The sequence below is a fragment of the Burkholderia sp. 4M9327F10 genome (assembly GCF_005503145.1).
Classification (GTDB): Bacteria; Pseudomonadota; Gammaproteobacteria; order Burkholderiales; family Burkholderiaceae; genus Paraburkholderia.
In genome coordinates this window covers 1-26,392 of record NZ_SCNV01000022.1, presented here as the reverse complement: position 1 = coordinate 26,392, position 26,392 = coordinate 1, and the positions used below count along the sequence as shown (strand labels likewise).

General features: G+C 63.4%; 21 protein-coding genes. 8 read left to right on the top strand and 13 right to left on the bottom strand.

What is annotated here, in order from left to right:
- Window positions 1-118: 118 nt before the first annotated feature.
- The 4 genes from FFS45_RS20165 to FFS45_RS20150 form a co-directional block, all read right to left on the bottom strand.
- Window positions 119-2,272 (bottom strand): hypothetical protein, encoded by a 2,154-nt coding sequence (locus tag FFS45_RS20165; RefSeq protein ID WP_249362864.1) that lies wholly within the window; start codon window positions 2,270-2,272, stop codon window positions 119-121.
- A gap of 397 nt (window positions 2,273-2,669) precedes the next feature.
- A complete protein-coding gene (gene scpB / locus FFS45_RS20160; RefSeq protein WP_137956392.1) occupies window positions 2,670-3,470 on the bottom strand; it encodes a methylmalonyl-CoA decarboxylase in 801 nt (266 codons plus the stop codon).
- Entirely contained in the window at window positions 3,467-4,738 is a 1,272-nt protein-coding gene (locus FFS45_RS20155) for a CaiB/BaiF CoA-transferase family protein (RefSeq protein WP_137956391.1), read from the bottom strand. The genes scpB and FFS45_RS20155 overlap by 4 nt, the downstream gene beginning before the upstream one ends.
- Window positions 4,739-4,804: 66 nt before the next feature.
- Entirely contained in the window at window positions 4,805-6,133 is a 1,329-nt protein-coding gene (locus FFS45_RS20150; protein ID WP_137956390.1) for an MFS transporter, read from the bottom strand.
- A gap of 178 nt (window positions 6,134-6,311) precedes the next feature.
- On the opposite strand from FFS45_RS20150, the gene FFS45_RS20145 reads away from it, so the two are divergent.
- A complete protein-coding gene (locus tag FFS45_RS20145) occupies window positions 6,312-7,229 on the top strand; it encodes a LysR substrate-binding domain-containing protein (RefSeq protein WP_137956389.1) in 918 nt (305 codons plus the stop codon).
- 14 nt (window positions 7,230-7,243) lie between these two features.
- On the opposite strand, the gene FFS45_RS20140 is transcribed toward FFS45_RS20145, so the two are convergent.
- A complete protein-coding gene (locus FFS45_RS20140) occupies window positions 7,244-8,140 on the bottom strand; it encodes an EamA family transporter (RefSeq protein ID WP_137956388.1) in 897 nt (298 codons plus the stop codon).
- A 188-nt stretch (window positions 8,141-8,328) separates the two neighbouring features.
- On the opposite strand from FFS45_RS20140, the gene FFS45_RS20135 reads away from it, so the two are divergent.
- A complete protein-coding gene (locus tag FFS45_RS20135; RefSeq protein WP_249362863.1) occupies window positions 8,329-9,222 on the top strand; it encodes an AraC family transcriptional regulator in 894 nt (297 codons plus the stop codon).
- Window positions 9,223-9,228: 6 nt separating this feature from the next.
- Here the strand turns inward: FFS45_RS20135 and FFS45_RS20130 are convergent, their stop codons facing one another.
- The 4 genes from FFS45_RS20130 to FFS45_RS20115 all read right to left on the bottom strand — a co-directional run bounded on the left by FFS45_RS20130 (window position 9,229) and on the right by FFS45_RS20115 (window position 15,764).
- Window positions 9,229-12,258 carry an FAD-binding and (Fe-S)-binding domain-containing protein gene (locus FFS45_RS20130; protein ID WP_137956387.1) on the bottom strand — a complete coding sequence of 1,010 codons (3,030 nt, stop codon included), beginning with the start codon at window positions 12,256-12,258 and terminating at the stop codon, window positions 9,229-9,231.
- Between the two features lie 21 nt (window positions 12,259-12,279).
- Window positions 12,280-13,044, bottom strand: a complete 765-nt coding sequence (locus FFS45_RS20125) for a 2-keto-4-pentenoate hydratase (protein WP_171029692.1) — start codon at window positions 13,042-13,044, stop codon at window positions 12,280-12,282.
- A 50-nt stretch (window positions 13,045-13,094) separates the two neighbouring features.
- Entirely contained in the window at window positions 13,095-14,381 is a 1,287-nt protein-coding gene (locus FFS45_RS20120; RefSeq protein ID WP_137956386.1) for an MFS transporter, read from the bottom strand.
- 162 nt (window positions 14,382-14,543) lie between these two features.
- The gene (locus FFS45_RS20115; RefSeq protein WP_137956385.1) at window positions 14,544-15,764 is read right to left on the bottom strand and encodes an aminotransferase class V-fold PLP-dependent enzyme; all 1,221 of its coding nucleotides are present in this window, start codon (window positions 15,762-15,764) and stop codon (window positions 14,544-14,546) included.
- 160 nt (window positions 15,765-15,924) lie between these two features.
- On the opposite strand from FFS45_RS20115, the gene FFS45_RS20110 reads away from it, so the two are divergent.
- Window positions 15,925-16,650: a GntR family transcriptional regulator gene (locus FFS45_RS20110; RefSeq protein WP_137956384.1), complete on the top strand. Its 726-nt coding sequence runs from the start codon at window positions 15,925-15,927 to the stop codon at window positions 16,648-16,650.
- An 11-nt stretch (window positions 16,651-16,661) separates the two neighbouring features.
- Here the strand turns inward: FFS45_RS20110 and FFS45_RS20105 are convergent, their stop codons facing one another.
- Window positions 16,662-16,970, bottom strand: coding sequence for a HigA family addiction module antitoxin (locus tag FFS45_RS20105; protein WP_137956383.1), 309 nt, complete (start codon window positions 16,968-16,970; stop codon window positions 16,662-16,664).
- Between the two features lie 243 nt (window positions 16,971-17,213).
- Here FFS45_RS20105 and FFS45_RS20100 point away from each other — a divergent pair, with 243 nt between their 5' ends.
- Complete coding sequence (locus FFS45_RS20100; RefSeq protein WP_137956382.1) at window positions 17,214-18,797, top strand: Na+/H+ antiporter; 1,584 nt, start codon at window positions 17,214-17,216, stop codon at window positions 18,795-18,797.
- Between the two features lie 140 nt (window positions 18,798-18,937).
- On the opposite strand, the gene FFS45_RS20095 is transcribed toward FFS45_RS20100, so the two are convergent.
- Both FFS45_RS20095 and FFS45_RS20090 read right to left on the bottom strand, forming a co-directional pair.
- A complete protein-coding gene (locus FFS45_RS20095) occupies window positions 18,938-19,231 on the bottom strand; it encodes a hypothetical protein (RefSeq protein ID WP_137956381.1) in 294 nt (97 codons plus the stop codon).
- A gap of 392 nt (window positions 19,232-19,623) precedes the next feature.
- The gene (locus tag FFS45_RS20090) at window positions 19,624-20,262 is read right to left on the bottom strand and encodes an HD domain-containing protein (protein WP_137956380.1); all 639 of its coding nucleotides are present in this window, start codon (window positions 20,260-20,262) and stop codon (window positions 19,624-19,626) included.
- Window positions 20,263-20,500: 238 nt separating this feature from the next.
- On the opposite strand from FFS45_RS20090, the gene FFS45_RS20085 reads away from it, so the two are divergent.
- The 4 genes from FFS45_RS20085 (at window position 20,501) to FFS45_RS20070 (ending at window position 25,390) form a co-directional block, all read left to right on the top strand.
- Window positions 20,501-21,460: a GlxA family transcriptional regulator gene (locus tag FFS45_RS20085; RefSeq protein WP_137956379.1), complete on the top strand. Its 960-nt coding sequence runs from the start codon at window positions 20,501-20,503 to the stop codon at window positions 21,458-21,460.
- Window positions 21,461-21,535: 75 nt separating this feature from the next.
- Entirely contained in the window at window positions 21,536-22,291 is a 756-nt protein-coding gene (locus tag FFS45_RS20080) for an SDR family oxidoreductase (protein WP_137956378.1), read from the top strand.
- A gap of 415 nt (window positions 22,292-22,706) precedes the next feature.
- Window positions 22,707-24,434: an IlvD/Edd family dehydratase gene (locus FFS45_RS20075; RefSeq protein WP_137956377.1), complete on the top strand. Its 1,728-nt coding sequence runs from the start codon at window positions 22,707-22,709 to the stop codon at window positions 24,432-24,434.
- A 32-nt stretch (window positions 24,435-24,466) separates the two neighbouring features.
- Complete coding sequence (locus FFS45_RS20070; protein ID WP_249362858.1) at window positions 24,467-25,390, top strand: dihydrodipicolinate synthase family protein; 924 nt, start codon at window positions 24,467-24,469, stop codon at window positions 25,388-25,390.
- Between the two features lie 161 nt (window positions 25,391-25,551).
- Here FFS45_RS20070 and FFS45_RS42135 read toward each other — a convergent pair whose 3' ends face one another.
- The gene (locus tag FFS45_RS42135) at window positions 25,552-26,058 is read right to left on the bottom strand and encodes a hypothetical protein (protein ID WP_249362862.1); all 507 of its coding nucleotides are present in this window, start codon (window positions 26,056-26,058) and stop codon (window positions 25,552-25,554) included.
- Window positions 26,059-26,392: the final 334 nt, after the last annotated feature.

Here is a 26,392-nt window from a genome sequence, read left to right as displayed (position 1 = left end):
GGAGCGCCTCTCCCAAGGTGGCAGCGGTGTGTGAACGAATCTCTAATGTTGTTATATACCGATCGCGATCAGCCGTCTATTCGTCCAGATGCCGCATGCCTGCCCGCCACGCGGTGTGCTAAGGCTTCCATCGGTACAACAGGATCTTGGCGCGCGCATCGTCCTCCACCAGCACGTCGTATTCGCCATTGGCGCGCTCCACGGCGCTGATGCCGAGATACACATCCACCCAGCCGCTCGTATTACCGACGCTCGCGCCCGGCGTCATATAGCCGACCGCCTGACCGCTACGCGTGTCGTACACATCGATCTTCTGCGTAAACAGTTCGGCGACGAAGATGTAGTTGCCTGCCACCGCCACGCCCACTGTCGTCACCTGCGGATTGCTTTGGGTATTCCACGGCAATGCGATCGTATAGACCAGCTGCGGATTGCCGCTGCTCCAGTTGTCGTAGCGTGCCAGCAGCGGGCCGGCCTCTTTCCAGAGCGTTGCGTTCCATGGATTGGCCGCCGTAAAGCCGGTCACGTACATCGTATCGGTCTGTTTGATATAGACGATGCGTCCGAGCCGGGTGAACTGCCTGGGCATCGCGAACGTCTTCGCGCCGGTGTATTGATAGATCGGGTTACCGAAGGAATCCAGACCCTGCAGCGGCATTTCGCGAATCCCGCTCACCGGCGTCGCAAGCCAGACGTTGCTGGCACTGTCCACCCACCAGAAACCGTTGCCGACCGTGCTGCCGGTAGACGGGTTGCTGGTGATCTCGCTCGCCTGAACCACGCCGTCGCCATTGCTGTCGCGCCACATCCACTCGCCATACGTCGGCTGCCCGGCCGGCCAGCTACCGGGAATCGGATTCTCCGCCAGCAGACCGGAGGGAATCGCGACTTCGCCGTGGGCGTTGTCGAAGCGATACACGCTCAGATAGTGCGAGTCCTGGTCGAGCGCGTAGAGATACGGCTGGCCATTGATGCGTCTGACCATCGGCTCGCCGCGCACGCCGCGTGTCAGATGAAATGCGGAGTCGTCGGGGTAAGCGAAGCGGTCCAGCGTAAAGCCGGTATACGACCACTCCTCGCCGGTGGGGCGGCTGTAGTCGAGCGAGAAGCGTTTCGAGCCGCTATACACGGTAGCGGGATTGGCGGGGTCGAAGGCGCCGCTGTCGACAAACGTGAGCCCGTATAGCCGCCAGTTCAGTTGCCGTAACTCGAGCTCGTAGCTTTCCAGCACCGCCCCCTGGCCGACCGTCGCCGAGCCGATCGGTCGCGGCCCTTCGCCGTTCTGCCCGACGTATAGGTTGCCGCTCTGATCGAAGCCGATGCCGGTGATGCCATTGAAGCGCCAGTTGCCGGGCGCCCCGGCGATCGTATGGAAGATGCCGTTACGCGTGCCGAGCGCGTCACCAAGTTGTGTCTGGCCGCCAGCGACCTTGTTGTAGACGAGAATCTGCTGCGACGGTCCATTGTCCGCCACCAGCAGCTGCCCTGAGGGCGCCAACGCGAGCGCGGTGGGTATCGCTCCTGCCGGCAGCGTTGCAGTGCCCGGCAGCGGCGCACCGGTGTTCGAATAGTGCACGACCTTCGCGCTCGTCGAATCGAAGCCGCTGATGACCCAGAGCGTCGTGTCGGTGTCGATAACAATGCGTCCCGGCGCCGGCACGTTCCATGAACGCAACTGACGCATGGTTTGTGCGTCGAGCACGACGATGCGGTTGCCGTATGTGTCGGCCACGTACACTTCGCTATCGGTGGCGGCGAGTCCGCGAATGCCTGCATCGACGCCGGCCGTTGCCGCCTGCACGCGCAGAAAACTGTTCTTGGTCGAGTTGGCGCTATTACCGATGCCGGACGAAAACGGTGCACCCAATGCGATGTTCGACAACTGGCGCCGCGTGATGCCGAACCAGGTCTGGTTCTGCGGAGGGTAGTCGGCGCCCACCAGCGTGTTGCTCTGATTGCCGATGGACATCGCCGCGTACAGGTACGTGCTGTTGACGGCCACCGCATCGCCGCCGGCCGCACCCCATCCATGCGTATTGCCGGCCACGGCGAGTTTATTGCCATTCTGATAAGCAGCGATTTCACTGCCGCTTTCATCCCATGGTGAATCGGTATATACGGTTCCATTCGGGGCAACATTAATAGCCTGAATATCCTGCTGAACCCATTTTCCGTCGCCAAAACCGAAACTATTGCCGATCCAGGACGTGGTGTAGGTAAGTTGCGACTGAGCCAGCGCAACGCACGGCGCCATGCTCTGTACAACGAGCATGGCTGCGCCTATGCCAGAAGAGAATTTCACGATCATTTCCTTGCGAGAAGCGCGGCGCCACGGATGAAGCGCCACGCATACGCCGGGCATCATGCGGATAATCCGATATCGCGCATCCATTCGGCCACGGCGATTTATCCTCGCATACTTTTGCAGAAAATTAATCGACAAAAATTCTCTTTACGGCATGACTAAATTGACTAATGCCGTTTGCATTGGTAAAGGCGTTCCCCGAATTTGCTCCCGAAAATTCTCACCTTTGGTGATCAGCCATGCTGTTCCAGCTTGATCGACTCCCGAAAAGACTCACCATAACGGCGTGAGGGTGCGAATGGCGCCTCGCCGACCCTCACCGCTGCTGACGTGTGAGACGATGCAGCAAGGCACACTGTCTCGCTCAATTGCCGCTGAACACCGCCGGCCGCCGTGCCGCAAACGCGGCCAGCCCTTCGCTGAAGTCGCTGCCTTCGCACGCCTGCCGACGCAGTTCCGCAATCTGCTCCATCGCCTGAACCGGCACCGGTTGCAGGTCTTCGAGAATGCGCAACTGCTCTTTCACCGCCTGAATCGCCAACGGGGCTTTAACGGCAATCCCGCGCGCCAGTTCGAGCGCGGTGGCTTCGAGCTTATCGCTCTCCACCAGACGGTTAACCACGCCGAAGCGTTCGGCGCGCTGCGCGTCCAACGGTTGCGCACAGAAGAACATTTCCTTCAGCACATGGATAGGCAGGTTGTGGAAGAAGCGCAGCAGGCCGCTCGTCGTATAAGGCAAGCCGAGGTTCGCCGGCGTCATCGCGAAGCGCGCACTGCCGTCTGCAACCACGAGATCGCAGCTCATTGCCAGATCGACCGCACCGCCCCAGGCTGAGCCGGACACCATCGCGATCACCACGCCCGGGAACGCCCGCACACGGCGCAACGCCCGTTCAAGCGGCTTGCCGTATGCGATCGGGTCGCGGTCGTGCTCCAGTTCGGCGATGTCGTGGCCCGCGCTCCAGACGTCCTGCCCGACACCGCTGCCCAGTATCACGACCGCAATGCGTTGGGCCGCCAGCTCAGCGAGGCGTGCATCGAGTGCATGGAGCAAATCCGCGCTGAGGGCATTTCTTCGCGCAGGATTGCTAAACGTTACCTGAGCGATCCGTTCATCGACAATATCAACCGTCACCGTGGCCGGCGATGTTTGCGTGCTGTTCATTGCGTTACTCCCGCAGCGGGTTCCAGGACCTTTGTCTGCGAATTGTAGACGCCCGGCAGCTCTTGCTGATGCACGGCCTTTGCGGCAAGCAAGGCCTCGATAGACGCCGCATCGAAGCCCGCCTCGCGCAATACCTCGACGGTATGTTCGCCCAGCCCCGGCGGCGCATGCCGGCTAACGTGCGGCGCAGCGCCGCCCGCCGCCGCGTCGGAACCGGACACCGGCGTCACCACCTGACGCAGTGCACCGAGCGTCGGATGCGCAAGCGTCTCGACCAGTTGGCAGTGCTGTACCTGCGGATCGTCGAACACCTCGTCGAGCGTGTGGATCGGGCCGGCCGGCAATCCCGCGCCAACAAACAGTTCGGTCCACTCGCGTTTGCTGCGCGTCTTCAGGCGCGCTTCGAGCGCAGCCTTCAGTTCCTCGCGGTGCGCCACGCGCGCCTCGTTGGTGGCAAAACGCGGATCGTCGGGCAGTGCGGGGAGATCGAGCAACTGACACAGGCGCAGCCACATATCGGAGGTGATGGGAGCCAGATTGAGCGGGCCATCGGCGGTTTCGAACACACCGTATGGCGCGATCACCGAATGCGCATTGCCCGTGCGGCGTGGAATGTCGCCCAGGCTCAGGTAGCGCTGACCGTGCACGCTCAGAAGCCCCACCAGACTCGCCAGCAACGAAGTGCTCACATGCTGGCCGCGTCCGGTCCGCTCACGCTCCAGCAGTGCGGCGAGAATCGCCATGGCGAGCCACATGCCCGAACTTAGATCGCCGATTGCGGTGCCGGTGCGCGTAGGGTCACCTTCGGCAAAACCGGTCAGGCTCATTAGCCCCGAATAACCTTGGGCAATCTGATCGAAGCCGGGCCAGCCGCTCATCGGACCGTCGGCGCCGAACGCGTTGATGCTGCCCATCACGAGGCGCGGATTGCGCGCGCTGAGCACGTCATAGCCGAGTCCCATGCTGTCCATCGTGCCGGGTTTGAAGTTCTCGATCACCACGTCCGCGCCGTCGACCAGCCGATGAATCGCGGCCAGCCCCTGCGGATTTCTAAAGTCGATGCATATGCCGCGCTTGTTGCGGTTGCAGGACAGATAGTAGGTGCTCACGCCGCGGTCGAAAGGCCCCCAGGTGCGGCTCATATCGCCGCCCGGACCCGGTTCGACCTTGACCACATCCGCACCGAGATCGGCCAGCACCATCGAGCAGAACGGCCCTGATAACGCGCGGCTCAGTTCGACAACCGTGATTCCTTGTAACGCTTGCATCCAGTTCTCCAGCGGATTGATGACGGGTGGGGCCCGAGCGGGGCCGCGCAGGTGCGGGCCGCCGCGCTATTCCGGCAACGTCTGATAACGGGTTTCAACGGCAAACGGCAAAATCAGCAAACCCACCACAAAGGCCGCGGCGGTCCACGCGACCGGCAAGCCCAGCGAGCCTTGCCAATGAATCGCAGCCGCCAGCAGGAAGTTGACGCCCGCGCCCATCAGGCGGCCGATCGAGGCGTTGAAGGCAAACGCCGTGGCGCGCATCCGGGTCGGATATTGCTCGGGCAGCCACAACGAGAAGATCGCGAAATTGCCGCCGAAGAAGCCGAGGAACAGCAGCGACACCATGAACAGGTTGAGCCCGTTCGGCAGATAGAACACCCAGCCAAAGGCGAACACGATCGACACCGCCATGCCGGCGAAGTACACGCCAAGCGCCCCGCGACGGCCGAGCCGTTCGGCCAGCCACGGCGCGGCGAGACAGCCGAGAATCGTGGCGAACGACAGCGCCGCCGCGCCGATGGACGCCAGATGCACGCTGCCGATGCGATCGATGCCGGCACGCGCCGCCAACGTCACCACCGCACTCGCTTCGTAGACCGACCCGGCCCACAAGCCGATGATCGCGACACCGACCAGACTCGCGCTCGTCAGGGTGCGGCGCCGATAAGCCGGCGCGAAGATCTCCAGCAGCGGGCGGCGCGGCGCAACCGCAGGCGCGTTCGCCGCGTCGAGGCCGTGCGAGGACTTGCGCCACTGGCCCGGCTCCTTCACCTTCATCACGGTGAAGATTGCCAGCAGTGCCGGCGCCAGGCCGCACAGGAACATCGCGCGCCAGCCATAAGTCGCGCCGACCGTATAGTTCAGAAGCGCAGCGAGAAAAAAGCCGAGGTAGTACCCGGTCTGCAGATAACCCGCGCCCATCTTGCGGCGATCCTCGGGCCAGCTCTCGGCCACGTAGGTGCCGGCCAGCGCCCATTCCCCACCGACGCCAATCCCCGCGATCAGGCGGAACGCCGCCAGCTCCCAGACGTTGTGTGCAAACGCGGCGGCGCCGGTGAACACCGAATAAATCAGGATGCTCGCGGCCAGCGTCTTGACCCGGCCAAAGCGGTCGGCGAGTGGCCCCCAGATGAACGACAGCCCCCAGCCGATCAGAAACAGCGCAAACAGAATGGAGCCGTACATGCCGAGGTTGCCCGGCGTCGCGGCAATGCCCGAGGCGGGCAGCAACTCGGTGAGCGCGGGAATCAGCACCAGCGCGTAGATCACCGAGTCCACGCCGTCGAGCACCCAACCCGAGTAGACCGCCCAGAAGCCGCCGATCTGCTCGCGGGTGAGGGGTGTGCGCCGGGGCTTGATCCCCTGCGCCGATGCAGCGATCGCTTTGGACATCCGTGTCTCCTTGGCCGGTCGACGCCAGCCGTTCTGAAGCGGCGCGAGGCGGATCAGCCTGGGCACGCTCCGGTTTTTTGTGAACCCAGTATAAGAACGCGCTCAATCGCCGAAAAATATGATATTTCTCTAACTCGATCGGATTTACTTATGGGATCGGTGAAGCGAGGAGACACGGATGGACCTGCGGCAACTGCGGTATTTCGTCAAGGTGGTGGAATGCGGCAACGTCACCCGGGCGAGCGAAGCGCTGCATATCGCGCAGCCGGCAATCAGCCAGCAGATGCGCAATCTCGAAACCGATCTGGGAATGCAACTGCTCGAGCGCAGCGTGCATGGCGTTGCGCCCACCGCCGCGGGGCAGACGCTGTACCGTCACGCGCTCGAACTGCTGCGGCAAGCCGACGGCACGCGCGATCTGTTGCGTCAGGATGCCGAGCTGCCGCAAGGCAAGGTGTCGGTGGGCATGCCGTCGAGTACAGCGCGCGTGCTGGCGATTCCGCTCGCGCGGACCGTCCGCGACCGCTATCCGGGCATCGCGCTGGAATTGATCGAAGCGCCGAGCGCCGATCTCGGCGGACTGATCGGCGGCGGACGGGTGGAACTGGCGGTGGTCGTGGATGCCGTCGAGACGCGCGGTGTGGTCGCGCAGCGGCTTCTCAGCGAAGCGCTGTATCTGATCGCATGGCCGGAATTTCCCATGCCGGCGGAACCGGTCACGCTTGCCGAACTGGCGCGCATGCCGCTCATCCTGCCGAGCGCACCGAACACGATTCGCAGCCGGGTCGACTGGGCGCTGCGGGAAGCCGGCCTTCCATGCGAGATCCTGTTCGAGGCGAGCTCCACCTCGCTACTGTTCGCGGCCGTGATGGCGAAGCTAGGCGTGACGATCCTGCCGTGGAGCGCCGCGCACGTCGAACTGGACGAACACAAACTGAAGCTCGCCAAGGTCGATCACCGCTTGTTCTCGCGCACGCTGTCGCTGTGCTGGCATGACACGGCCTTGCTCAGCAACGCCGTGCAGAAGGTGCGGGCCACCATGCTCGAACTGTTCGCCGAGTTGGGACGGTGGCCGCAATGGGCGGCGGCGGATTGAACGCTTAAGGGTGCTCAGGTCGCCGCGCGCCGCACGAACAGGCGCCGCGTCAGATCGAACGCCACCAGGTTGCCTGCCACCACCAGCACCAGACCGACGACCGCCAACACGGTCCAGTGATAGCCCTCGAACACCGTCGAGACCGCCAGCGCCACGATCGGAAACAGCACGGTGCAGTAAGCGGCACGCTCCGGCCCCATGCGTCCGACCAGCATCAGGTAGGCCGTAAACCCGACCACCGAGCCGAACACCGCCAGATAAGCGAGCGCGCCAATGTATCGTGCGTCCGGTTCGATGGCGAACGGCAGGCCCGCCAGCGCGCTCCCCACCGTCAGAATGCTGGCGCCAATCAGCATGGCCCAGCTATTGGTGACCAGTGGATGCAGGCCCATCGATTGCATCCGGCTCGACAGCAGGCTGCCGGTCGAAAAGCACAGAGTGCCGAGCAGCGCGACGCCCATCCCCAGCCACGCGGCACGGTCGCCGAGGTGTCCGGCCATTTGCGGCACGAACAGGCACAGGATGCCGGTGAGCCCTAGCAGCGCGCCCACGATCACCGTGGGTTGCAGCGGCCGCCCCATGAAAAGGCGGCCATTGATCGAATTCAGCAGCGGCGCGATCGAGAAAATCACCGCGACCAGGCCGCTCGGCACAACCTGCTCGGCGTAGTAGAAGCACAGAAAGTTGCAGCAGAAGAGCGCCAGGCCCTGCGCCGCCAGATACCGCCAGGCCGCGCGCGGCGGCCAGAGCGGCCGGCGCATGATGCGCAGCAACGCGAACAGGATCAGCGCGGCGAACCCGAAGCGCCAGGCAATCGACACCGGCGGTGGCACTACGCCGAGTTGCCATTTGATGGCGATCCAGGTGGTGCCCCAGATCAGGACGGTCAGGGCGTAAAGGAACAGATTCATGGCAAGGCTTGCAGGTGAAATTCGGGGGATTCGTCTACCCGACTATGCTCCCGCCCGGCGCCCGGCACTTGTCCAGGATTGCGCACTTGTTTGCCGTGGCCAGCGGCAAGCCCGGCGTACGTTCTATACTGCAAGCCATGCAATCCGCCATTCTTTCCGCCGTGAACACCTGTCTGCCCGACTCCGCGATGGACCCTGCCGAGACGCCCTTTGGCCTCCAGTCGGTGTGTCACACGCTGCGCGATGCCAACGCCAAGCTGCAGCGCTTCGCGTGGCTCGGCGACCAGTTGGCGGTCGCCGAATGGACCCGCGAGACCAAGGAAGACGAGACCGTCTACGACAATCCGGGGCATCACACGCTGTCGTGCTACCTCGACGGCGGCTATCGCACCGAGCGGCAGAAAATGCCGGGGCTGTACGGCGCGCCGACAAGGCTTTGCGCCCTGCCAGGCGACCACGAATCGCGCTGGTGGGTACGCGGCCAGATGCATTTCATGCACCTGTACTTCCTGCCCGAGCACTTCACGCAGCGCGCCGTGCGGGAACTGGATCGCGAGCCGCGCGAAGTCACGCTGGCTGACCGCACCTATTTCGAGGACGCGCGGATTGCCACGCTATGCCAGTCGCTGACCGACGAAAGCTGGGACGATGCCGACGGCCTGCTGCGGACCAACGAAACGGCACACGAAATATTGAGCCTGCTGCTGCGCTCGCAGGGTGTGAGCCGCGCGGACGCGAGGCTCACGGGCGGACTCTCGGTGGCAACGCGCCGGCGGCTGCGCGATTACATTGACGAACATCTGACCCAGCCGCTGACGCTCGGCGATCTGGCCGAAGTGGCCCACCTATCGGAGTACCACCTGGCGCGCATGTTCCGCGCCTCGTTCGGCTTGCCGCCGGCTGCGTGGATTGCCCAGCAGCGGGTCGAACGGGCGCGTGTGCTATTGCGCACCACTGCGCTGCCGCTCACGCAGGTCGCGGCGCGCTGCGGTTACGCCAACGCCAGTCACTTCAGCCACCGCTTCCGCGAAGCAGTGGGCGTGGCGCCTATGCTGTACCGGCAAGCCATTCAGGCCGCGTAACAGCGGCTACTTCAGCGCCATCGCCAGCACGCGGGCTACATGCACTGCGTCGACGCCGGCGCCATCGTGAATCTGATGCCGGCAGCTGGTGCCGTCAGCCACCATCACCGTGTCGGCGCCGATCTTGCGCACCGCCGGCAGCAGCGACAGTTCCGCCATTGCCTGCGAGGTCGCGTAGTGCTCGGCCTCATAGCCGAAGCTGCCCGCCATACCGCAGCACGACGATTCGACCGTCGACACATTCAGCTCCGGAATCCACTTCAGCACGGCTTGCACCGGCGTGAAGGCATCGAAGGCCTTCTGATGGCAGTGTCCGTGCACCAGGGCGTTCGCCGTGGGCAACGGCTTGAGTTTCAGCGCGAGACGCCCGGCCTTCTGCTCGCGCACCAGAAACTCTTCGAACAGGAACGCGAACTTTGACAGCCGCTGTGCTTCTTCGCCAAAGCCGTAGTGCAGAAATTCGTCGCGCAGCGACAGCAGGCATGACGGCTCGAGTCCGACAATCGGCACACCGCGTTCGACAAACGGCCGGAACGTGTCCAGCATGCGCCGCGCTTCCTGTTTCGCTTCATCCACCAGACCGGCTGCAAGGAAAGTACGGCCACAACACACCGGCCGCTCGCCTTCGCGCGTGTTGAAGTGCACCGTATAGCCGGCCGCCTCCAGCACCTGCTGCGCGGCGCGCGCATTCTCCGGTTCCATGTTGTTGTTGAAGGTATCCACGAACAACAGGACTTCCTTAATCTGCGCCGATACAACGGCGGCTGACGATCCAGCCGCTACAGCACTCGCCAGAAACGGCTTGCGAAAGCGCGGCAGCGTGCGTTGCGGCGCAAAGCCCACTGCACGCTTGAACCAGTCGGACAGCACCGGCACGCTCTCGGCAAGCGCCATCACGCCCGGCACTTTGCTCGCGAATGGCGCATAGCGCGGCATGAACGCCACCAGCCGGTCGCGCACGCTCAAGCCGTGCCGCTTGACGCGCGCCGCCCGCGCCTCGATCTTGAACTTCGCCATATCCACGCCGGTCGGGCAATCGCGCTTGCAGCCCTTGCATGAGACACACAGGTCGAGTGTGTCCTTGACGTCGTCGCTCGCCAGCCCTTCCTCACCGAGCTGGCCCGAAATCGCGAGACGCAGCGTATTGGCCCGGCCACGCGTCACGTGTTGCTCGTCCTTCGTCACACGGTAGCTCGGGCACATCGTACCCGCGTCGAACTTGCGGCAATGGCCGTTGTTGTTGCACATCTCGACGGCCTTGGCGAGGCCGCCGGAGAGGTCCTTGCCGGTGCCCGGCAGCGTCTCTGCACCGGTGAGCGGATCGCGCTCCACGTTCCATGCGGACCAGTCGAGCGCAGTCTCAAGCGCACGTTCCCGATAGCCCGGCGCGAAGCGGAAATGGCGCGCGTCGTCCATCTTCGGCGGACGCACGATCTTGTCCGGATTGAAGCGATTGTCGGGATCGAAGAGCGCCTTGATCTCGCTGAACGCCTGATTCAGACGCGGCCCATACTGCCATGCCACCCATTCGCCGCGGCACAGTCCGTCGCCGTGCTCGCCCGAGTAAGCGCCCTTGTATTCCTGTACCAGCGCCGCGGCTTCTTCCGCAATCGCCCGCATCTTCAGCGCGCCGTCGCGCCGCATGTCGAGAATCGGCCGCACGTGCAGCGTGCCGACGCTCGCATGCGCGTACCACGTGCCTTCCGTGCCGTGCCGGTGGAACACCTCGGTCAGCTTGCTGGTGTATTCGGCCAGGTGTTCGAGCGGGACCGCGCAGTCTTCGATGAAGGACACCGGCTTGCCGTCGCCCTTCATGCTCATCATGATGTTGAGCCCCGCCTTGCGAACCTCCCACAAGGCTTTCTGCTCGTTGGCGTCCGGCATCTGCACGACCGAATCGGGCAGGCCGAGGTCGGCCATCAGCTCGGTCAGTTGCTTGAGACTCGCGAGCTGCGCGTCGCGGTCTTCGCCGGCGAACTCGACCAGCAGGATCGCTTCCGGACGGCCCACCAGCGCCTTCTCGATGATCGGCCGAAACGCCGGATTGCCGATCGCCAGCTCGATCATCGTGCGGTCCACCAGTTCGACCGCCACGGGCTTGAGCTTGACGATGTGCTGCGTCAGGTCCATTGCCTGCCAGAAGGTCGGAAAGTTGACCACGCCGAGCGTCTTGTGCGCGGGCAACGGCGCGAGCTTCAGCGTCAACTGGCGGCTAAACGCCAGCGTGCCCTCCGAGCCGACCAGCAGATGCGCGAGGTTGGCGATGCCGTCATCGGTATAGGCGCGCGGATTCTGGCAATCAAACACATCGATGTTGTAGCCGGCAACGCGCCGCAGCACCTTCGGCACGCGCGCCACGATCTCGTCGCGCTCGCGCACGGCGATGCGCTTCACGCCTTCGACGATTGCCTGCAGGCGCGCACCCTGCGGCGCCTCACGCAGCGACCCGAAGCGGGCCTCGCTGCCGTCGGCGAGGATCGCTTCGATGGCCTCGACGTTGTGCACCATGTTGCCGTATTCGATGGAGCGCGAGCCGCACGAGTTGTTGCCGGCCATGCCGCCGATCGTGCATTGCGCCGCCGTCGAAACATCCACTGGAAACCACAGGCCGTGCGGCTTGAGCCAGGCGTTCAGATGATCCAGCACGACGCCGGGTTCGACCGTCACGGTGCGCGCATCGGCATCGAACGCGACGACGTTGTTCAGCCACTTGCTGGTGTCGACCACCAGCGCCTCGCCGACGGTCTGGCCGCACTGGCTCGTGCCGGCCCCACGTGCAAGCAACGGCACCTTCTCGCTGCGCGCGACTTCGAGCGCGATGCGCAGATCGTCCTGATCGCGCGGCACCACGACGCCAATCGGCGTGATCTGGTAGATCGACGCGTCGGTGGCGTAACGGCCGCGGCTCGCGGCATCGAATAGCACATCGCCGCGCAAGGCGTCACGCAAGCGCCTCGCGAGCGGCGTCGCCATCCGTGCGCTGGAGGGAACCAGATGAATCGGTTTGACGAGGATGGGGGAGGCGGCATTCGTCATGGCGTCGGCCTGAAGAGATCTCTAGAACAGCGTCACGCTGACGGGCGCGAGCCCTTCAATGCGGCCGCTGGCCGTGCCTGCGCTCTGCGGGAAAAACATGCCGGTGTATGAGCCGGTCGTGATCACCATCTCGGGAGTCACAGCCAGGCCGCGCTTCACCGCACAGTGATTCACGAGCCAGGTGAGCAGCCGACGTGGATCGCCGGCCGGGTTTGCCGCAGCCTCCAGCGCGACATCGCGCCCCGCGAAACTGAAGCGCAGCGACGGCGCAACAAACGGGAAGTCGTCGCGATACGGTGCGAATTCGCCCACCACGAGCGCGCCGTTGTTCTGCAGGTCGGCGAGTTGCGCCAGCTTGTCCACATTCGGCCAGGCCGCGTAACGGCTTGCGACGATTTCTATCGTGCTGCCCATCGATCCGATACCGGCGAGCACTTCGGCTTCGCTATACGGTTGCTCGGCCGGTTCGAAGCGGCGGCCAAACCGAAAGGCAATTTCCAGTTCGAGGGCGAGCGGCGTGAACGCTTCGCGCGGCAGTCTCGCGCCGTCGTCATGCACATCGGCTGCCGGCAGCGGCGCGCCCTGGATCGGTCCGGTGTCCGACTTCGCGCCGATTTTCCAGCCGCCGATATGTGCGCCTGAACTGCGCAGGATCTCGTGCTGGATCGCGTAGGCGGCGTCGGCATCGGCCGGTATCTGCTCGGGCGGCACGCTGTCGAGTGTCTGGTGGCGTGCTCGCGCATCGGCGAGGCGCACGCTCAGGAAGGAGATGTCGGTCTGGTTCATCGTGTGTGGGGTGATTGATCGAAAATGAACTCGGGCGATCGGATGCGCGCTCAGACGTTGAGGCCCGGCGCCGCATGCCCATCCGGTGCAGCATTCAGTTCGAACCTGCTTTCCGGTTGCATGCGGAAAGCGAGCACCACGCCGATCGCCATCAACACCATGCTGCCGACAAACGGCAGTTCCCAGCTACCGAAGCGGTCAATCAGAAAGCCGCCGACAACCGGCGAGATGATCGCGGCCAGCGCCGAACCCGTGTTCATCATGCCGCTGGCCGTGCCGGAGTATTCCGGGGCAATGTCCATTGGAATCGCCCACATGGGGCCAATCGTCATTTCCGCAAAGAAAAAGCCAGCGGAGAGGCAAGCCATCGAGATGTACAGGTTGTGGGCGAACATCAACGGCACCAGCACGGCCAGCGTCAGCAACATGCAGATGGACACCATCCAGCTACGCGCCCGTTTCAGGCTGCCGGTGTACGTGTAGATCCTGTCCGTGACGATGCCGCCAAGCGTATCGCCGAGCACACCCGCGAAAAATACCGTCGAGGCGAAAATGGCCGACTTCTGCAGATCGAGGTGATAGCTATGCAGGAAGTATTGGGGAATCCAGCTCAGGAACAGCCACAGCGTCCAGCCGTAGCAAAAGTAGACAATCGTGACTGGCGCCATGCGACGGAACAGCGCTTTCCACGGCACATTGGCGGCCTTCGGCTTGGGCACGGGCAGCACTTCGAGTTCTTCCGGCGTGATGCGCCGATGGTCTTTTGGATGTTCGGTGAACGTCATCGCCCACACGATCACCCACAGCAAGCTGAACACGCCGCAGATATAGAACGACTCGCGCCAGCCCCAGGTGGCCATCACCAGCACGATCGCGCCGGGCGCCACCGCGTTGCCGATGCGCGAGGCGGCATGCGTAATGCCTTGCGCGAAACCGCGCTTTTCTTTTGCAACCCAGCGCGCCATGGCGGCGGTCGCGGCAGGAAACGTTGCGCCCTCACCAAAGCCGAGCAGCAGGCGCGCGGCAAGCAGCGAAGTCAGCCCGCCCGCAAGCCCGGTAAGGATAGTGGCTACCGCCCACACCGCGCCGCAACAGATCAGCGTGCGCCTCGCGCCGAAGCGGTCGCTCACCCAGCCGCCAATAATCTGAAACACCAGGTAGGGATAGGCAAAGGCCGAGAAGACGAGGCCGATCTGCGTATGCGAAAGCTGGAACTCCTTGCCAAAACCGGCTGCGGCCGTGCTGACGTTGACGCGGTCCAGATAGGTAATGAAATACATGATGCATAGCATCACTAAAACGATACTGCTCGCACTGGTCACACGAAACCGCTTCATCGTCTGTCTCCGTTGCTGGATCGACCGCGTGCCTGGAACGGCGCGCTGCGTCGTTGTTCCCCTAACGTGCGCTGCATGGACCTCGCGTTTTGTGAACCGCCACGGCCCGTTACCGCCGGGGAAGGCTCCCCACCTTCCCCTTTACTGCTGACCGCGCGCTGCTCAGGCGGCGGCTTTCAGACCGGCCCCTTGCGCCTGGGCCGTCAACCATTCCATTGCAGCCGGCAAACCGCTCGCCGCGACCGGCACGCCCGCCAGTTGCAAGCCCATCTCGCAGCCAGCCAGCGTCGCCAGCAACGTGAGGTCGTTGCAGTCGCCCAGATGGCCGATCCGGAACATGCGGCCCTTCATCTTGCCGAGGCCCGTGCCGAGCGACATGTCGAAGCGTTCGTAGATGGTCTTGCGCACCGCGTCGGCGTCGATACCCTCGGGCATCATCACGCCCGTCAGCACCGGGCTATACACCGCGGGGTCCGCACACTGGATCTCCAGGCCCCACGCCCGCACCGCGCGGCGGCAGGCCTCGGCAAGACGCTCGTGACGCGCGAAGACGTTGTCGAGCCCTTCGCCAAGAATCATATCGAGCGCTTCTGACAATCCGTACAGCAGGTTCGTGTTCGGCGTGTACGGCCAGTAACCGGACTTGTTCATCTCGATGATCTCGGTCCAGTCCCAGAAGCTGCGCGGCAGCTTCGCCGTCTTGCTCGCGGCGATGGCCTTCGGCGAGACCGCGTTGAAGCTGATGCCCGGCGGCAACATCAAACCCTTCTGCGAACCCGACACCGTGACGTCGACGCCCCACTCGTCGTGGCGATAGTCGGCGCAGGCCAGGCCCGAAATCGTGTCGACCAGCAGCAGGGCCGGGTGGCCGGCTGCGTCGATCGCGCGGCGCACCGCGGCAATATCCGAGGTGACACCCGTCGAGGTCTCGTTGTGCACCACGCAGACCGCCTTGATCGCATGCTGGGTATCTTCGCGCAGACGCGCCTCGATCATCTGCGGCTGCACGCCACGGCGCCAGCCTTCGATGCCCGGCAGACCGAGAAACTCCGGCTTGAGCCCAAGGCTTTCCGCCATCTTCTTCCACAGCGTGGCGAAGTGACCCGTCTCGAACATCAGCACATGGTCGCCGGGGCTCAACGTATTCGAGAGCGCCGCTTCCCATGCGCCGGTGCCCGAGGCCGGGTAGATCACCACGGGTTGCTGCGTCTTGAAGATCTTCTTGATGCCGTCCAGCACCTGCAAGCCGAGCGCACCGAATTCAGGGCCGCGGTGATCGATGGTGGGATAGCTCATCGCCCGCAGAATGCGGTCCGGCACGGGGCTCGGCCCCGGAATCTGCAGGAAGTGACGGCCAGCGGGATGAAAGTCGAGTTTCAGCATGGGTCTTCTCCGATTGAATTTTGCATGCAAAAAACTATATCAGACGTTCGATGACGGACCCAAGGCAAAAATTGCCAGTTGCCACAGGTGTTTACCCGCTATCTTAACTAATAGGTCAGCTTGCTATAAAATCGCTTCCAGTGATAGTTAGGGGTTTTGTATGCAAAATTCGGAATTTGAAGCGGACACCGGCAGCACCCCGCTGATGCCGAAGGTTGAGCGGCAGCGGCTGCACGACACCGTGGTCGAGCACATTCGGCGCTTTATCGTCGAGGGCGTACTGGAGCCGGGCAAGAAACTCAACGAGCGCGAGTTGTGCGAGACGCTTGGCATTTCCCGCACGCCGCTGCGCGAAGCGCTGAAGGTGCTGGCGGCGGAGGGGCTGATCGAGATCTGGCCGAACCGCGGCGCGTCGGTGTCGAAGATGTCGGAGGCGGAGTTGCGCGAGACCTTCGAGCTGATGAGCGGGCTCGAGGCGTTTTCGGGTGAACTGGCGGCCGAGAGGATCACAGCGGTCGAGCTGGCCGAGATCAAGGCGTTGCACTACGCGATGCTGGCGTGCCGCGCGCAGAACGATCTGGCGGGGTACTACAGCCGCAATCAGGCGATTCACGACAAGATCAATGAAGCCGCGCGCAACTCCGCGTTGCGGCAGACTTATATTTCGGTGAACCGACGGTTGCAGGCGCTACGCTTCAGGTCGAACTTCCAGATTCCGAAGTGGGACCGCGCGGTTCATGACCACGGCGAGATGCTGGAGGCGCTGGAAGCGCGCGACGGCAAGCGGCTTAGCGCGATCTTGCGGCAGCACTTGCTGGATAAGCGCGATGCGGTGCTGCAGGTGCAGTCGCGGGAGGATGTGGCGGGGGGGACGTTGAAGGCTTGAGGGGGCGCCGACTATACGGCTGCCACCGTTGGCGCGCGCTTGATTTTCTTGGGTGCGTGTTTGCGCGCCTGCCATAGATCGTAATCTAGCTGCATGCCGAGCCACAGATCGGCCCGCCCACCACGCTCGACTCCGAGCCATTGCTCGATGCGCAGCGCCATTTCTGGCGTGATGCCGCCTCGTTCATTAAGCAGACGAGACAACGTCACCCGCGATACTCCGAGTTGCTCCGCAGCCTCGGTGACCGTCAGGTTCAGTGCAGGCAGCACGTCTTCACGCAGGATTGCTGCCGGATGTGGCGGATTGAACATGTTGGACATAGCTTTTTTCACCACATCTTTGCGTGTGGGCGGATAGCCAAGTGACGCAAAGTCACGCAGTTTAGTATGGAATCCATACCATCCTTATCGTAGCCAGCCAATCAACAACTATTTCATCACACAGCTGTGGCGACTGGATCGATTCCACACAATTTGACGATTCGGCGAAACCGTATTGCAACCTACCCGCCTATGGTAGAAAGTGAGTTCCCCCAGTAAGCGCGAACTCACTGAGACCACCCTATGTCCTCCGTTGTGGCCTTCAAGCTGGTCCTGCTTTCGCTCATCGCCATGATCGGGCTGCAGTTGCTCGCAAAACGGCTGCGCTTGCCGCCAGCCGCTGCCCTCCTTATAGGCGGCGCCGCGATGGCCTTCATCCCCGGCCTGCCCACCGTCACGCTCGATCCGGCTCTCGTGCTGATCGTCTTCCTGCCGCCCCTGTTGATGGACGGCGCCTACTTCTCCGTGTGGGTCGAATTCAAACGCCATCTCGGCGGCATCCTCTCGTTAGCGATCGGCGCGGTCGCCTTCACGACGCTGGTGGTCGGCGTGGTCGCGCATCAGATCGTGCCCGGCCTGCCGTGGGGCGCATGTTTTGCACTCGGCGCGATCGTCTCGCCGCCCGATGCCGTTGCCGCCAAGGCCGTACTCGAGCGCGTCGCACTGCCGCGCCGCCTGATGGTGCTGCTCGAAGGCGAGAGCCTGCTAAACGACGCCGCTGGCCTCGTGCTGTTCCGCTTCGCGGTCGCGGCCGCATTGACCGGCATGTTCAGCACGAGTCATGCGCTCGGCAGCTTCGCGATCCTCGCGCTCGGCGGCATTGCCGTGGGCGTTGCAGTCGGCTTTCTCGTCGTGAACCTGCTGGTCTATCTCGACGACGACTACCTGATCATCACGGCGTCGTGCCTGTGCGCGTGGATCAGCTATATCGCCGGCGAAATGCTCGATGTCTCTGGCGTCATCGCAACCGTCAGTTGCGGGATGATGCTCGGCTGGTATCAGCACGACGTTTTCTCCGCCGCCGTACGCATGCGTGGCACGGCCTTCTGGCAAGTCGTCGTCTTCCTGATGGAAGCGCTGGTGTTCATCCTGATCGGCTTGTCGCTGCGCGGCGTGATCGTCCGCCTGGGTGGCGTGCGCGACGCGCTGGCCGCCTTTACCCCGACAGTGACCGCGATACTCGCCGCCGTCGTGCTCGCACGATTCGTCTGGGTGTTCGGCACCGAAGCATTGAAGCGCCCGCTTTGCAAACTCCTGCGACGCGACGACACCGCGCCCGACTGGCGCTCGGCTGCCGTCACGAGCTGGGCTGGCATGCGCGGGGTTGTCACGCTGGCTATCGCCTTGTCGTTGCCCGACACGATGCCTGGCCGCGATCTTATTCTGGTGGCTGCGTTCGCCGTGATTCTGGTGACGGTGCTCGGCCAGGGCACCACCATCGGCCCGCTCATCCGCTGGGTCAAGCCGGCTCATGTGGCGCGCGACGAACGGCTCCTGAGCGAGCCGCAAGCATGGGCTCGCCTCGAAGCCGCACAACTCGCCGCGATCCAGCCGCTCGTGCACGACGCCGAAGGCAACGTCATCCATCCACGCCTGCTCGAGCAATACAGCTACCGGGCCCGCATCACCGAGACCTATCAGTTCGAGACGGCCTTCCCCACCGACGAACGCACCGCCCACTATGACGTGGTGTTAGCCGCCGTCGCCGCGGGGCGGGTGGAATTGTTGCGCATGCATCGCTCGGAGTTGATCGACGATGAAATGCTCACCGTCCTCGAGCACGATCTCGATCTCCAGGAGATCGCTGCGCGGCACGGACGCGGCTAGATCGAGCGAGCGCGTTCGATCCGCGCTTGCCGGTTTGCCGACAGCGGCGCCTCGGACGGCGAGGCGATCGGCAAGCCATTCAGCTCCCGAAAAACCTCACCTTTGGCGCCGCATGTTCTATTGCAGAGCGTGCACGAAGCTCAGTGCCCCTTGAACAGATCGAGCAATTGCGCCTGCATCTGCATCATCTCGTGCGCATGCTTCATCTCCATCTGGGCCATCGTGTCCTGATAGTCCGTCTCCATCTGCATCATCTTTTCCTGAATGCCGATAGCCTGGGTGCGCTGCTCGGGGGTCAGCTTGTCCATCATCATCCCCCAGTTCGGCGGCATGGTGTAGGTGCCGCTGCGGCCGATGCCCTGGGCGTGGACTGAGCCCGCTACGAGCGCCAACGGCAGCAGGCCGCACACGATAATGCTTCGAATCGATTTCATGAGAATCTCCAGTTTTCACGTGATGAGCCGCGCTGAAGGCACGGCAGCAAGAAGGACAACCCACCGCGCAGAGCGGCGCGGCCGGTCTTGCCGTCACACACGCCGCGTCTGCAAACACAACACCTGGCCGGCGGATCGCAAGCGGCTGGCGAGGTGTTTCATGGGCTTAGTCGCAGTCACGCACTGGAAATGACAGAGGGCCTGAAAATACTTGCAGGGCACGTGTGGACCCGCAAGAAACCTGGAAGAATCAAAGGTGAGACTATTCGGGATCACGGCACGCGTGAGGATCAACTCCCTGGAAATCCTCACCTTTTCGAGGCACCCACTGTATAAAAAAATCGCCCGCGCGGTGACCCGGCGCGGGCGAACATACATTCAGGCCAGCGAGCTCAGCTCTTCCACGACGAATTCAAAATCATCGTGCAGAAGTTTTCGCGGTGATAATGCGGGTCCTTCAGCGCCAGCACATCGGCCTTGACGTTGCCGAAAGTCGTTTCAGGCTTGTGGATCGTGCCGTGCGCGAAGGCATCAATAATGCCTTGCTTGAAATGATCGCCGCGCGGGTGGTGATGCACGACATCATGGCGTTGCTCCTCGGTGAACTCGTCGTAGGCGAGACCCAGCACGTCCATCTCGACGCCCGCCGTCACCAGCGCCACAACCGGCTTCATATACTGGGGAATGCCCGGCGTGGTGTGCAACGCGATCGAATTCCAGACCTGCTCGATGTCGTCCTCGCCAATCCCATGACGTTGCAGGAAGTCGCGTGCCGCGTTCGCACCGTCCACTTCGAAGCGGTCATGCGCGCTGCTGTACGGCTCGACGAGACCCATGTCATGAAACATCGCGCCGATGTACAGCAACTCCGGGTCGTATTTGAGTCCCTTGCGCTGACCCGCGAGCGAGCCGAACAGGAACACGCGCCGCGAGTGGTGATACAGCAGCTCGGTTTCGGTATCCCGGACGAGCTGCGTGGCTTCGCGCGCCATCAGACTGTCGGGGATCTTGATGCCTGCGATTGTGGTCATTGAAGAGTCTCCAAAGGGGTGCGGTTGAATGAGCCCAGCCGTGCCTGGCGAGGGTTTGCTATGCTGTTCCGAGATCGGCTCACCGGGCCGGGCTGATGAGACTCAGTATTGGTCAGCGGCCTCGCGCGAGCAACGAACGCGGACCGCTCAACCCTGCCAAACGCACCGCGCTTTCTGCCGTCGCCGCGCAAGCCGCCCGGCAGATGCGGGCCACGCCTGTTCCTAACGAGGTCATTGAATGCCAACCGTTGCCGTCGCGATCTTTCCCGGAGTGCAAGCGCTCGACGTCGCAGGACCGGTGGACGTGTTTTCGGAAGCCAATCAGTTTCTTCCTCCCGAGGCTCACTACACAGTGACCTTGCTGAGCGCCGAACCGGGCGCGTTGCGTGCCTCCAATGGCATGACCCTGGTCGCCGATCAGACGTTCGAACAGGCATCTCGACCCTTCGACCTGGCGCTGGTGGCAGGAGGACCCGGGTTGCCGGAGAGCAAACCCGATGCGCGGCTGCTTCGCTGGCTCACGGGCGCCGCCGAGCGTTGCAAGCGCTACGGGTCGATCTGTACCGGCGCATTCGCACTCGGTCATGCGGGCCTGCTCGACGAGCGCAGCGTGACGACCCATTGGCAACACGCGGCACAACTGGCCGCGCAATTTCCGCACGCACGGGTCGACTTCGACCGCATCTATCTGCGTGACGAGCGGCTTGTCACCTCGGCGGGGGTGACGGCCGGCATCGATCTTTCGCTTGCGCTCGTTGCCGAGGATCACGGGCCGCGCACTGCACTGTCGGTCGCCAAGCGCCTCGTCGTGTTTGCGCAGCGCCAGGGTGGCCAGTCCCAGTTCAGTCCTTATCTGACGGCGCCCGCGGACGAAACATCCGCGGTGGCCAAGGTGCAGGCGCATGTGATGGAACATATCCGCGAACGCTTCACGGTGGCGCAACTCGCGGACGTCGCCGGTATGAGCGCACGCAATTTCGCCCGCGTCTTCGTTCAGGAGACCGGCGTCACGCCGCACGAGTTTGTCGAGCGGGCACGCGTCGATACGGCGCGCAAGCTGCTCGAGAGCAGCCCCGCGGCACTCAAGGCGGTTGCCTACGACTGCGGGTTCGGCACCGCCGACCGCATGCGCATTGTGTTCGTGCGGCGTATCGGCACGACGCCCATGCAGTATCGGGAGCGCTTCCGCTCGACGTGAGTGCGCGCGGCGCTGCAGGCTCGCAGGACATCGTGAGAAAATCGCCGCTCTTATCTGCCCTCCCCGTCAACCAACATGACCACACACATCACCCGCGCCATCGTCACCGGCCATACCCGCGGCCTCGGCGCTGCGCTCGCGGAACAACTGCTGTCGCGCGGCATTGCCGTGCTGGGGCTCTCGCGTTCGCGTCACGCCGGACTCGCCGGGCGTTATCCGCAGACGCTTGAAGAAGCCGAGCTCAACCTCGCCGATCCCGCGAGCGTCGCGCAGTGGATCGCGAGCGACGCGTTACGCCGCTTCGTCGATGGCGCGCAGAGCGTGCTGCTGTTCAACAACGCCGGCACGGTCCAGCCGGTCGGCCCGATCGAAGCGCAGGACGCCGCCGCGATTGCCGGCGCAGTTGGCCTGAACGTGGCGACGCCGCTGATGCTGGCAAGCGCCGTCGCGGCAGCGAGCGTGACGGCCACCGACCGGCGCATCGCGCATATTTCGAGCGGCGCCGCCCGCAATGCCTATCCGGGCTGGAGCATCTATTGCGCCACGAAGGCCGCGCTGGATCATCACGCGCGTGCGGTTGTGCTCGACGCCAACCGCGCGCTGCGGATTTGCAGCGTGGCGCCCGGGGTGGTCGACACCGGCATGCAGGCGGAGATTCGCAGCAGCGGCAAAGAGCAGTTCCCGCTGCGCGAAAAATTCGAAGATCTGAAGCGCAATGGTCAACTGACTTCACCCGAGCAGTGCGCGACCCAATTGATCGATTTCGTGTTGAGCGACGCGTTCGGCGAGACGCCGGTCGCCGATATCCGTGAGCTGGCGCAGCGCGGCTAACGCACCTGACGCGCTGCCCGGGCCGGCTCCCGAATATTCTCACCTATCGGTTGCCGGCCCGCAGGCTCGAGTCCCAAGCGGGACGTTCTTATCAGGTTCTGTTGGGCGCCGCGCGCCAAATTCCGGAACTTGCTCATCCGGCTCCGGCACTCCCGGAAAACCTCACCTTTCCCGTTCCCGCCCGCGCGGACCTACACTTTTAGCGCGACGTGCGCTGCCCAATCCCAAAGCAAAATGCCTCAGATAGGGGGACGCCCGCCCATCTGTTGACGGGCATCTAAGCCGCTCGTACAGTGCATTACAGACAGCAAGCGTGGCCGCACCGCCACCTTGACCGAATCGTGCGGACTTCATTCAAATTGATCACCCCCGCATCCCTCGATTTGGCCCATAAAGCACACGAAAGGAGACGCCCGTGAACAGCCCCGCCAAGAAACCGTTGCGTAGTCAGGCCTGGTTCGGCAAAGCCGACAAGGATGGCTTCATTCACCGCTCGTGGATGAAGAACCAGGGGCTGCCGCATCACCTGTTCGATGGCCGTCCGGTAATCGGCATCTGCAATACGTGGTCGGAACTCACGCCGTGCAACGCGCACTTTCGAGAACTAGCCGAGTACGTTAAGAAGGGCGTGTACGAGGCGGGGGGATTTCCGGTGGAATTCCCGGTCATGTCGCTCGGTGAATCGAATTTGCGGCCCACGGCCATGCTGTTTCGCAACCTCGCGTCGATGGATGTCGAGGAATCGATTCGCGGCAACCCGATCGACGGCGTGATCCTGCTGTGCGGCTGCGACAAAACCACGCCAGCGCTGCTGATGGGCGCGGCGTCATGCAATCTGCCGACGCTTGCCGTCTCGGGCGGCCCGATGCTGAACGGCCGCTATCGTGGTCAGACGCTCGGCTCGGGCACCGGCGTGTGGCAAATGTCCGAGCAGGTGCGGGCCGGCACGATGAACATGGAGCAGTTCATCGAGGCGGAAAGCTGCATGAACCGTTCACGCGGGCACTGCATGACCATGGGCACCGCCTCGACGATGGCCAGCATGGTTGAAGCGCTCGGCATGGGACTGCCCCACAACGCCGCCATTCCCGCCGTCGATGCGCGCCGCCAGGTGCTCGCTCACATGGCGGGGCGGCGCATTGTCGAGATGGTCAACGAAGACCTCACAATGGACAAGATCCTGACGCGGCAAGCCTTCGAGAACGCGATCCGCGCGAATGCCGCCATCGGCGGCTCGACCAATGCCGTGGTGCACCTGTTGGCGATTGCCGGACGCATCGGCGTAGACCTGAAGCTGGAAGACTGGGAGCGCGGCTCCGAAGTGCCGTGTCTGGTGAACCTGCAACCGTCCGGCGAATTCCTGATGGAGGACTTCTATTACGCCGGCGGCTTGCCCGCAGTGCTGCGCGAACTGGGCCAGGCGCAGTTGCTTCATCGCGATGCGTTGACGGTGAACGGCCGCACGATCTGGGACAACGTCAGCGAGGCCGAGTGCTTCGACCGCAAGGTGATTTTCCCCTTTGAAGCGCCGTTCAAGGCCCATGCCGGCATTGCCGTGCTGAAAGGCAATCTCGCGCCGGATGGCGCCGTCATCAAACCGTCGGCCGCGACCGCGGCGCTTTTGCAGCACCGTGGCCGTGCGGTGGTGTTCGAAAGCGTGGAAGACCTGCATGCGCGAATCAACGACGACAGCCTGGATATCGACGCCGATTGCGTGATGGTGCTCAAGGGCGCCGGACCGAAGGGCTACCCCGGCTTTGCCGAAGTCGGCAACATGCCCTTGCCGCCCAAGGTGTTGAAGCAGGGCATTACGGATATGGTGCGCATCTCCGATGGCCGCATGAGCGGCACAGCTTACGGTGCCGTAGTCTTGCACGTGGCCCCGGAGGCGGCTGCCGGTGGCACGCTGGCGCTCGTGCAGGATGGCGACATGATCGAGCTCGACGTGGCGGGGCGGCGGCTTCATCTCGACGTGGACGATGCGGAGCTGGCGCGCCGTCGCGCGGCATGGCAAGCTCCGCCCACACCTCAGCGTGGCTGGTACAAGCTGTATGTGGACAGCGTTCAGCAGGCCAACCTGGGCGCGGATCTGGAATTCCTCGTGGGCTCCAGCGGCGCAGCGGTGCCGCGCGACTCGCATTGATCGACTCGCATTGACCATTGGCATTCGCAGCCGTGACTCCGCCAAACGCAAACCCGCCTGAAATCGCGGGAATCTATCCGATCCTCTACGCGTTCTTCGACCGCGACAATCGGCTCGACCGGGAAGCGATGCGCAGGCAGATGCAGACGATTGTCCGCGCCGGCGCGCCCGGTGTGGCGATGCTCGGTCTCGCGACCGAGGTCAATAAGCTTTCGCTGGCGGAACGCGAGCAGGTAATTCAGTGGGCGCGTGAGGACAGCGCTGGAGCGTTGCCGCTTGCGGTGACCGTAAGCGGCACATCGGTAGAGGCCCAACGCGACCTGGCCCGTTACGCGGTTGAACATGGGGCTAGCTGGCTGATCTTGCAGCCGCCGGTCTTGCCGCCAGGTACCGCGCCCCGGCCAGAGAGTTTCTACGCCGATTTCTTCGCTGCCGTCATGGAAGGTTTCGACGTGCCGATCGGCATTCAGAACGCCCCCGAATATCTTGGCGTAGGACTCTCGCCGGACGGCCTCGAACGGCTCGCGGCACGCTGTTCGAATTTCCGCCTGCTCAAGGGAGAGGGACCGGCAATCGTGCTCGCGGAGACCGTTGCGCGTATTGGTCATCTGATGCCGGTGTTGAACGGGCGTGGCGGCCTTGAGCTAATCGACAATCTGCGTGCCGGTTGCAGCGGCATGATCGTCGCACCTGACTGCTTCGACTGGCAACAACGCGTCTATCAGGCTTTCACAGCCGGCGAGCTTGCACGCGCCGAAGCGTTGTACCGGGAGGTCTTGCCGGCCATCGTGTTCGTGATGCAATCGCTCGACACGCTGATCTGCTACGGCAAGCGCATCGCCGCGTGGCGCATGGGTTTCGAGGTGCTGCACGATCGCGAGCCGACGTTGCTGCCGAGCCGCTTCGGGCTCGAAGCGGCTCGCAGGTTTGCTGAACTGCTGGGGCCGTTGTCCTGATCGCGTGCGGTTGAAAAGAAGCGTAAGGCCACGGTAAGTCCTGGGGAGCTGGCGCTTCACCGGCATACGTCGAGCACGCTCCCGAAAAATCTCACCATTCGATTCCGGACAGACATGCGCGAGCGCGGCGACGACGCGTGTCGCAAGCGCTCATTACGGGCCTAGTGCGTCTGCTGTACCGCGTCGTGCTCCGAACGCTTCGCCGGCCTCCCCGTCTTGACGGTCTCCACCGCCGCTATTGCATCAAGGAGGCGGTCAACAGGGATTCCCTCAAGCAACAGCAAACCAGCACGCAGCAACTCACTCTTCTTCACGGCCACGCCCGCATCCAGGCATTTCTGCTTCAACGCGGCGATCTTGTCGTAATCCGACTTCGGCATGGTGAAGCTGTCGCGGACAACCTTCTCCTTCTTTGCGCGCTTGGTCTTTTGTTCCGCTGCGGTGCCAGGCGGTTCTGCTTTTGCCGGGGAGTGCGGCTTGACAGGGGGCTTGCCCACCGAGGCCGCCTTGGCCGTTTTGGCCGCATTGGCAGTTTTGGCCGCTTTGGCAGTTTTGGCCGCTTTGGCAGTTTTGGCCGCTTTGGCGGTTTTGCTGGCTTTGGCGGTTTTGCTGGCCTTGGCGGTTTTGGTGGCTCCGGCCGCTTTGGGCACTCTCGCCGCTCTGGCCACTTTAGCCGCCGCGGTCTTCTTAGCTGGAACTCGCGCCGGGACGTGAACGGCCGCGGCACTGCCATCCGCGCCGACTGCTGGCTGAACAGCTTTGCTGGTCGATTTTCGGGTGCTGGGTGTGGCCATGGTCATCTCCGTGTGGAAAGTGCAAAAACAGTATATACCGTTTATTCCGAATTTCCCGGCACCGACGAAAGACTCGGAGACGTTAGCTAGTTGTCCACATACCAGTCGACACGTAGTGCTTGATTGTGGCTGGTTCCCTTCTATTCTTACCTTGGTATATAGACCAGTAGTGTAGAAGAATGGCCGGTGATCTTCGACTCCGTCCCCG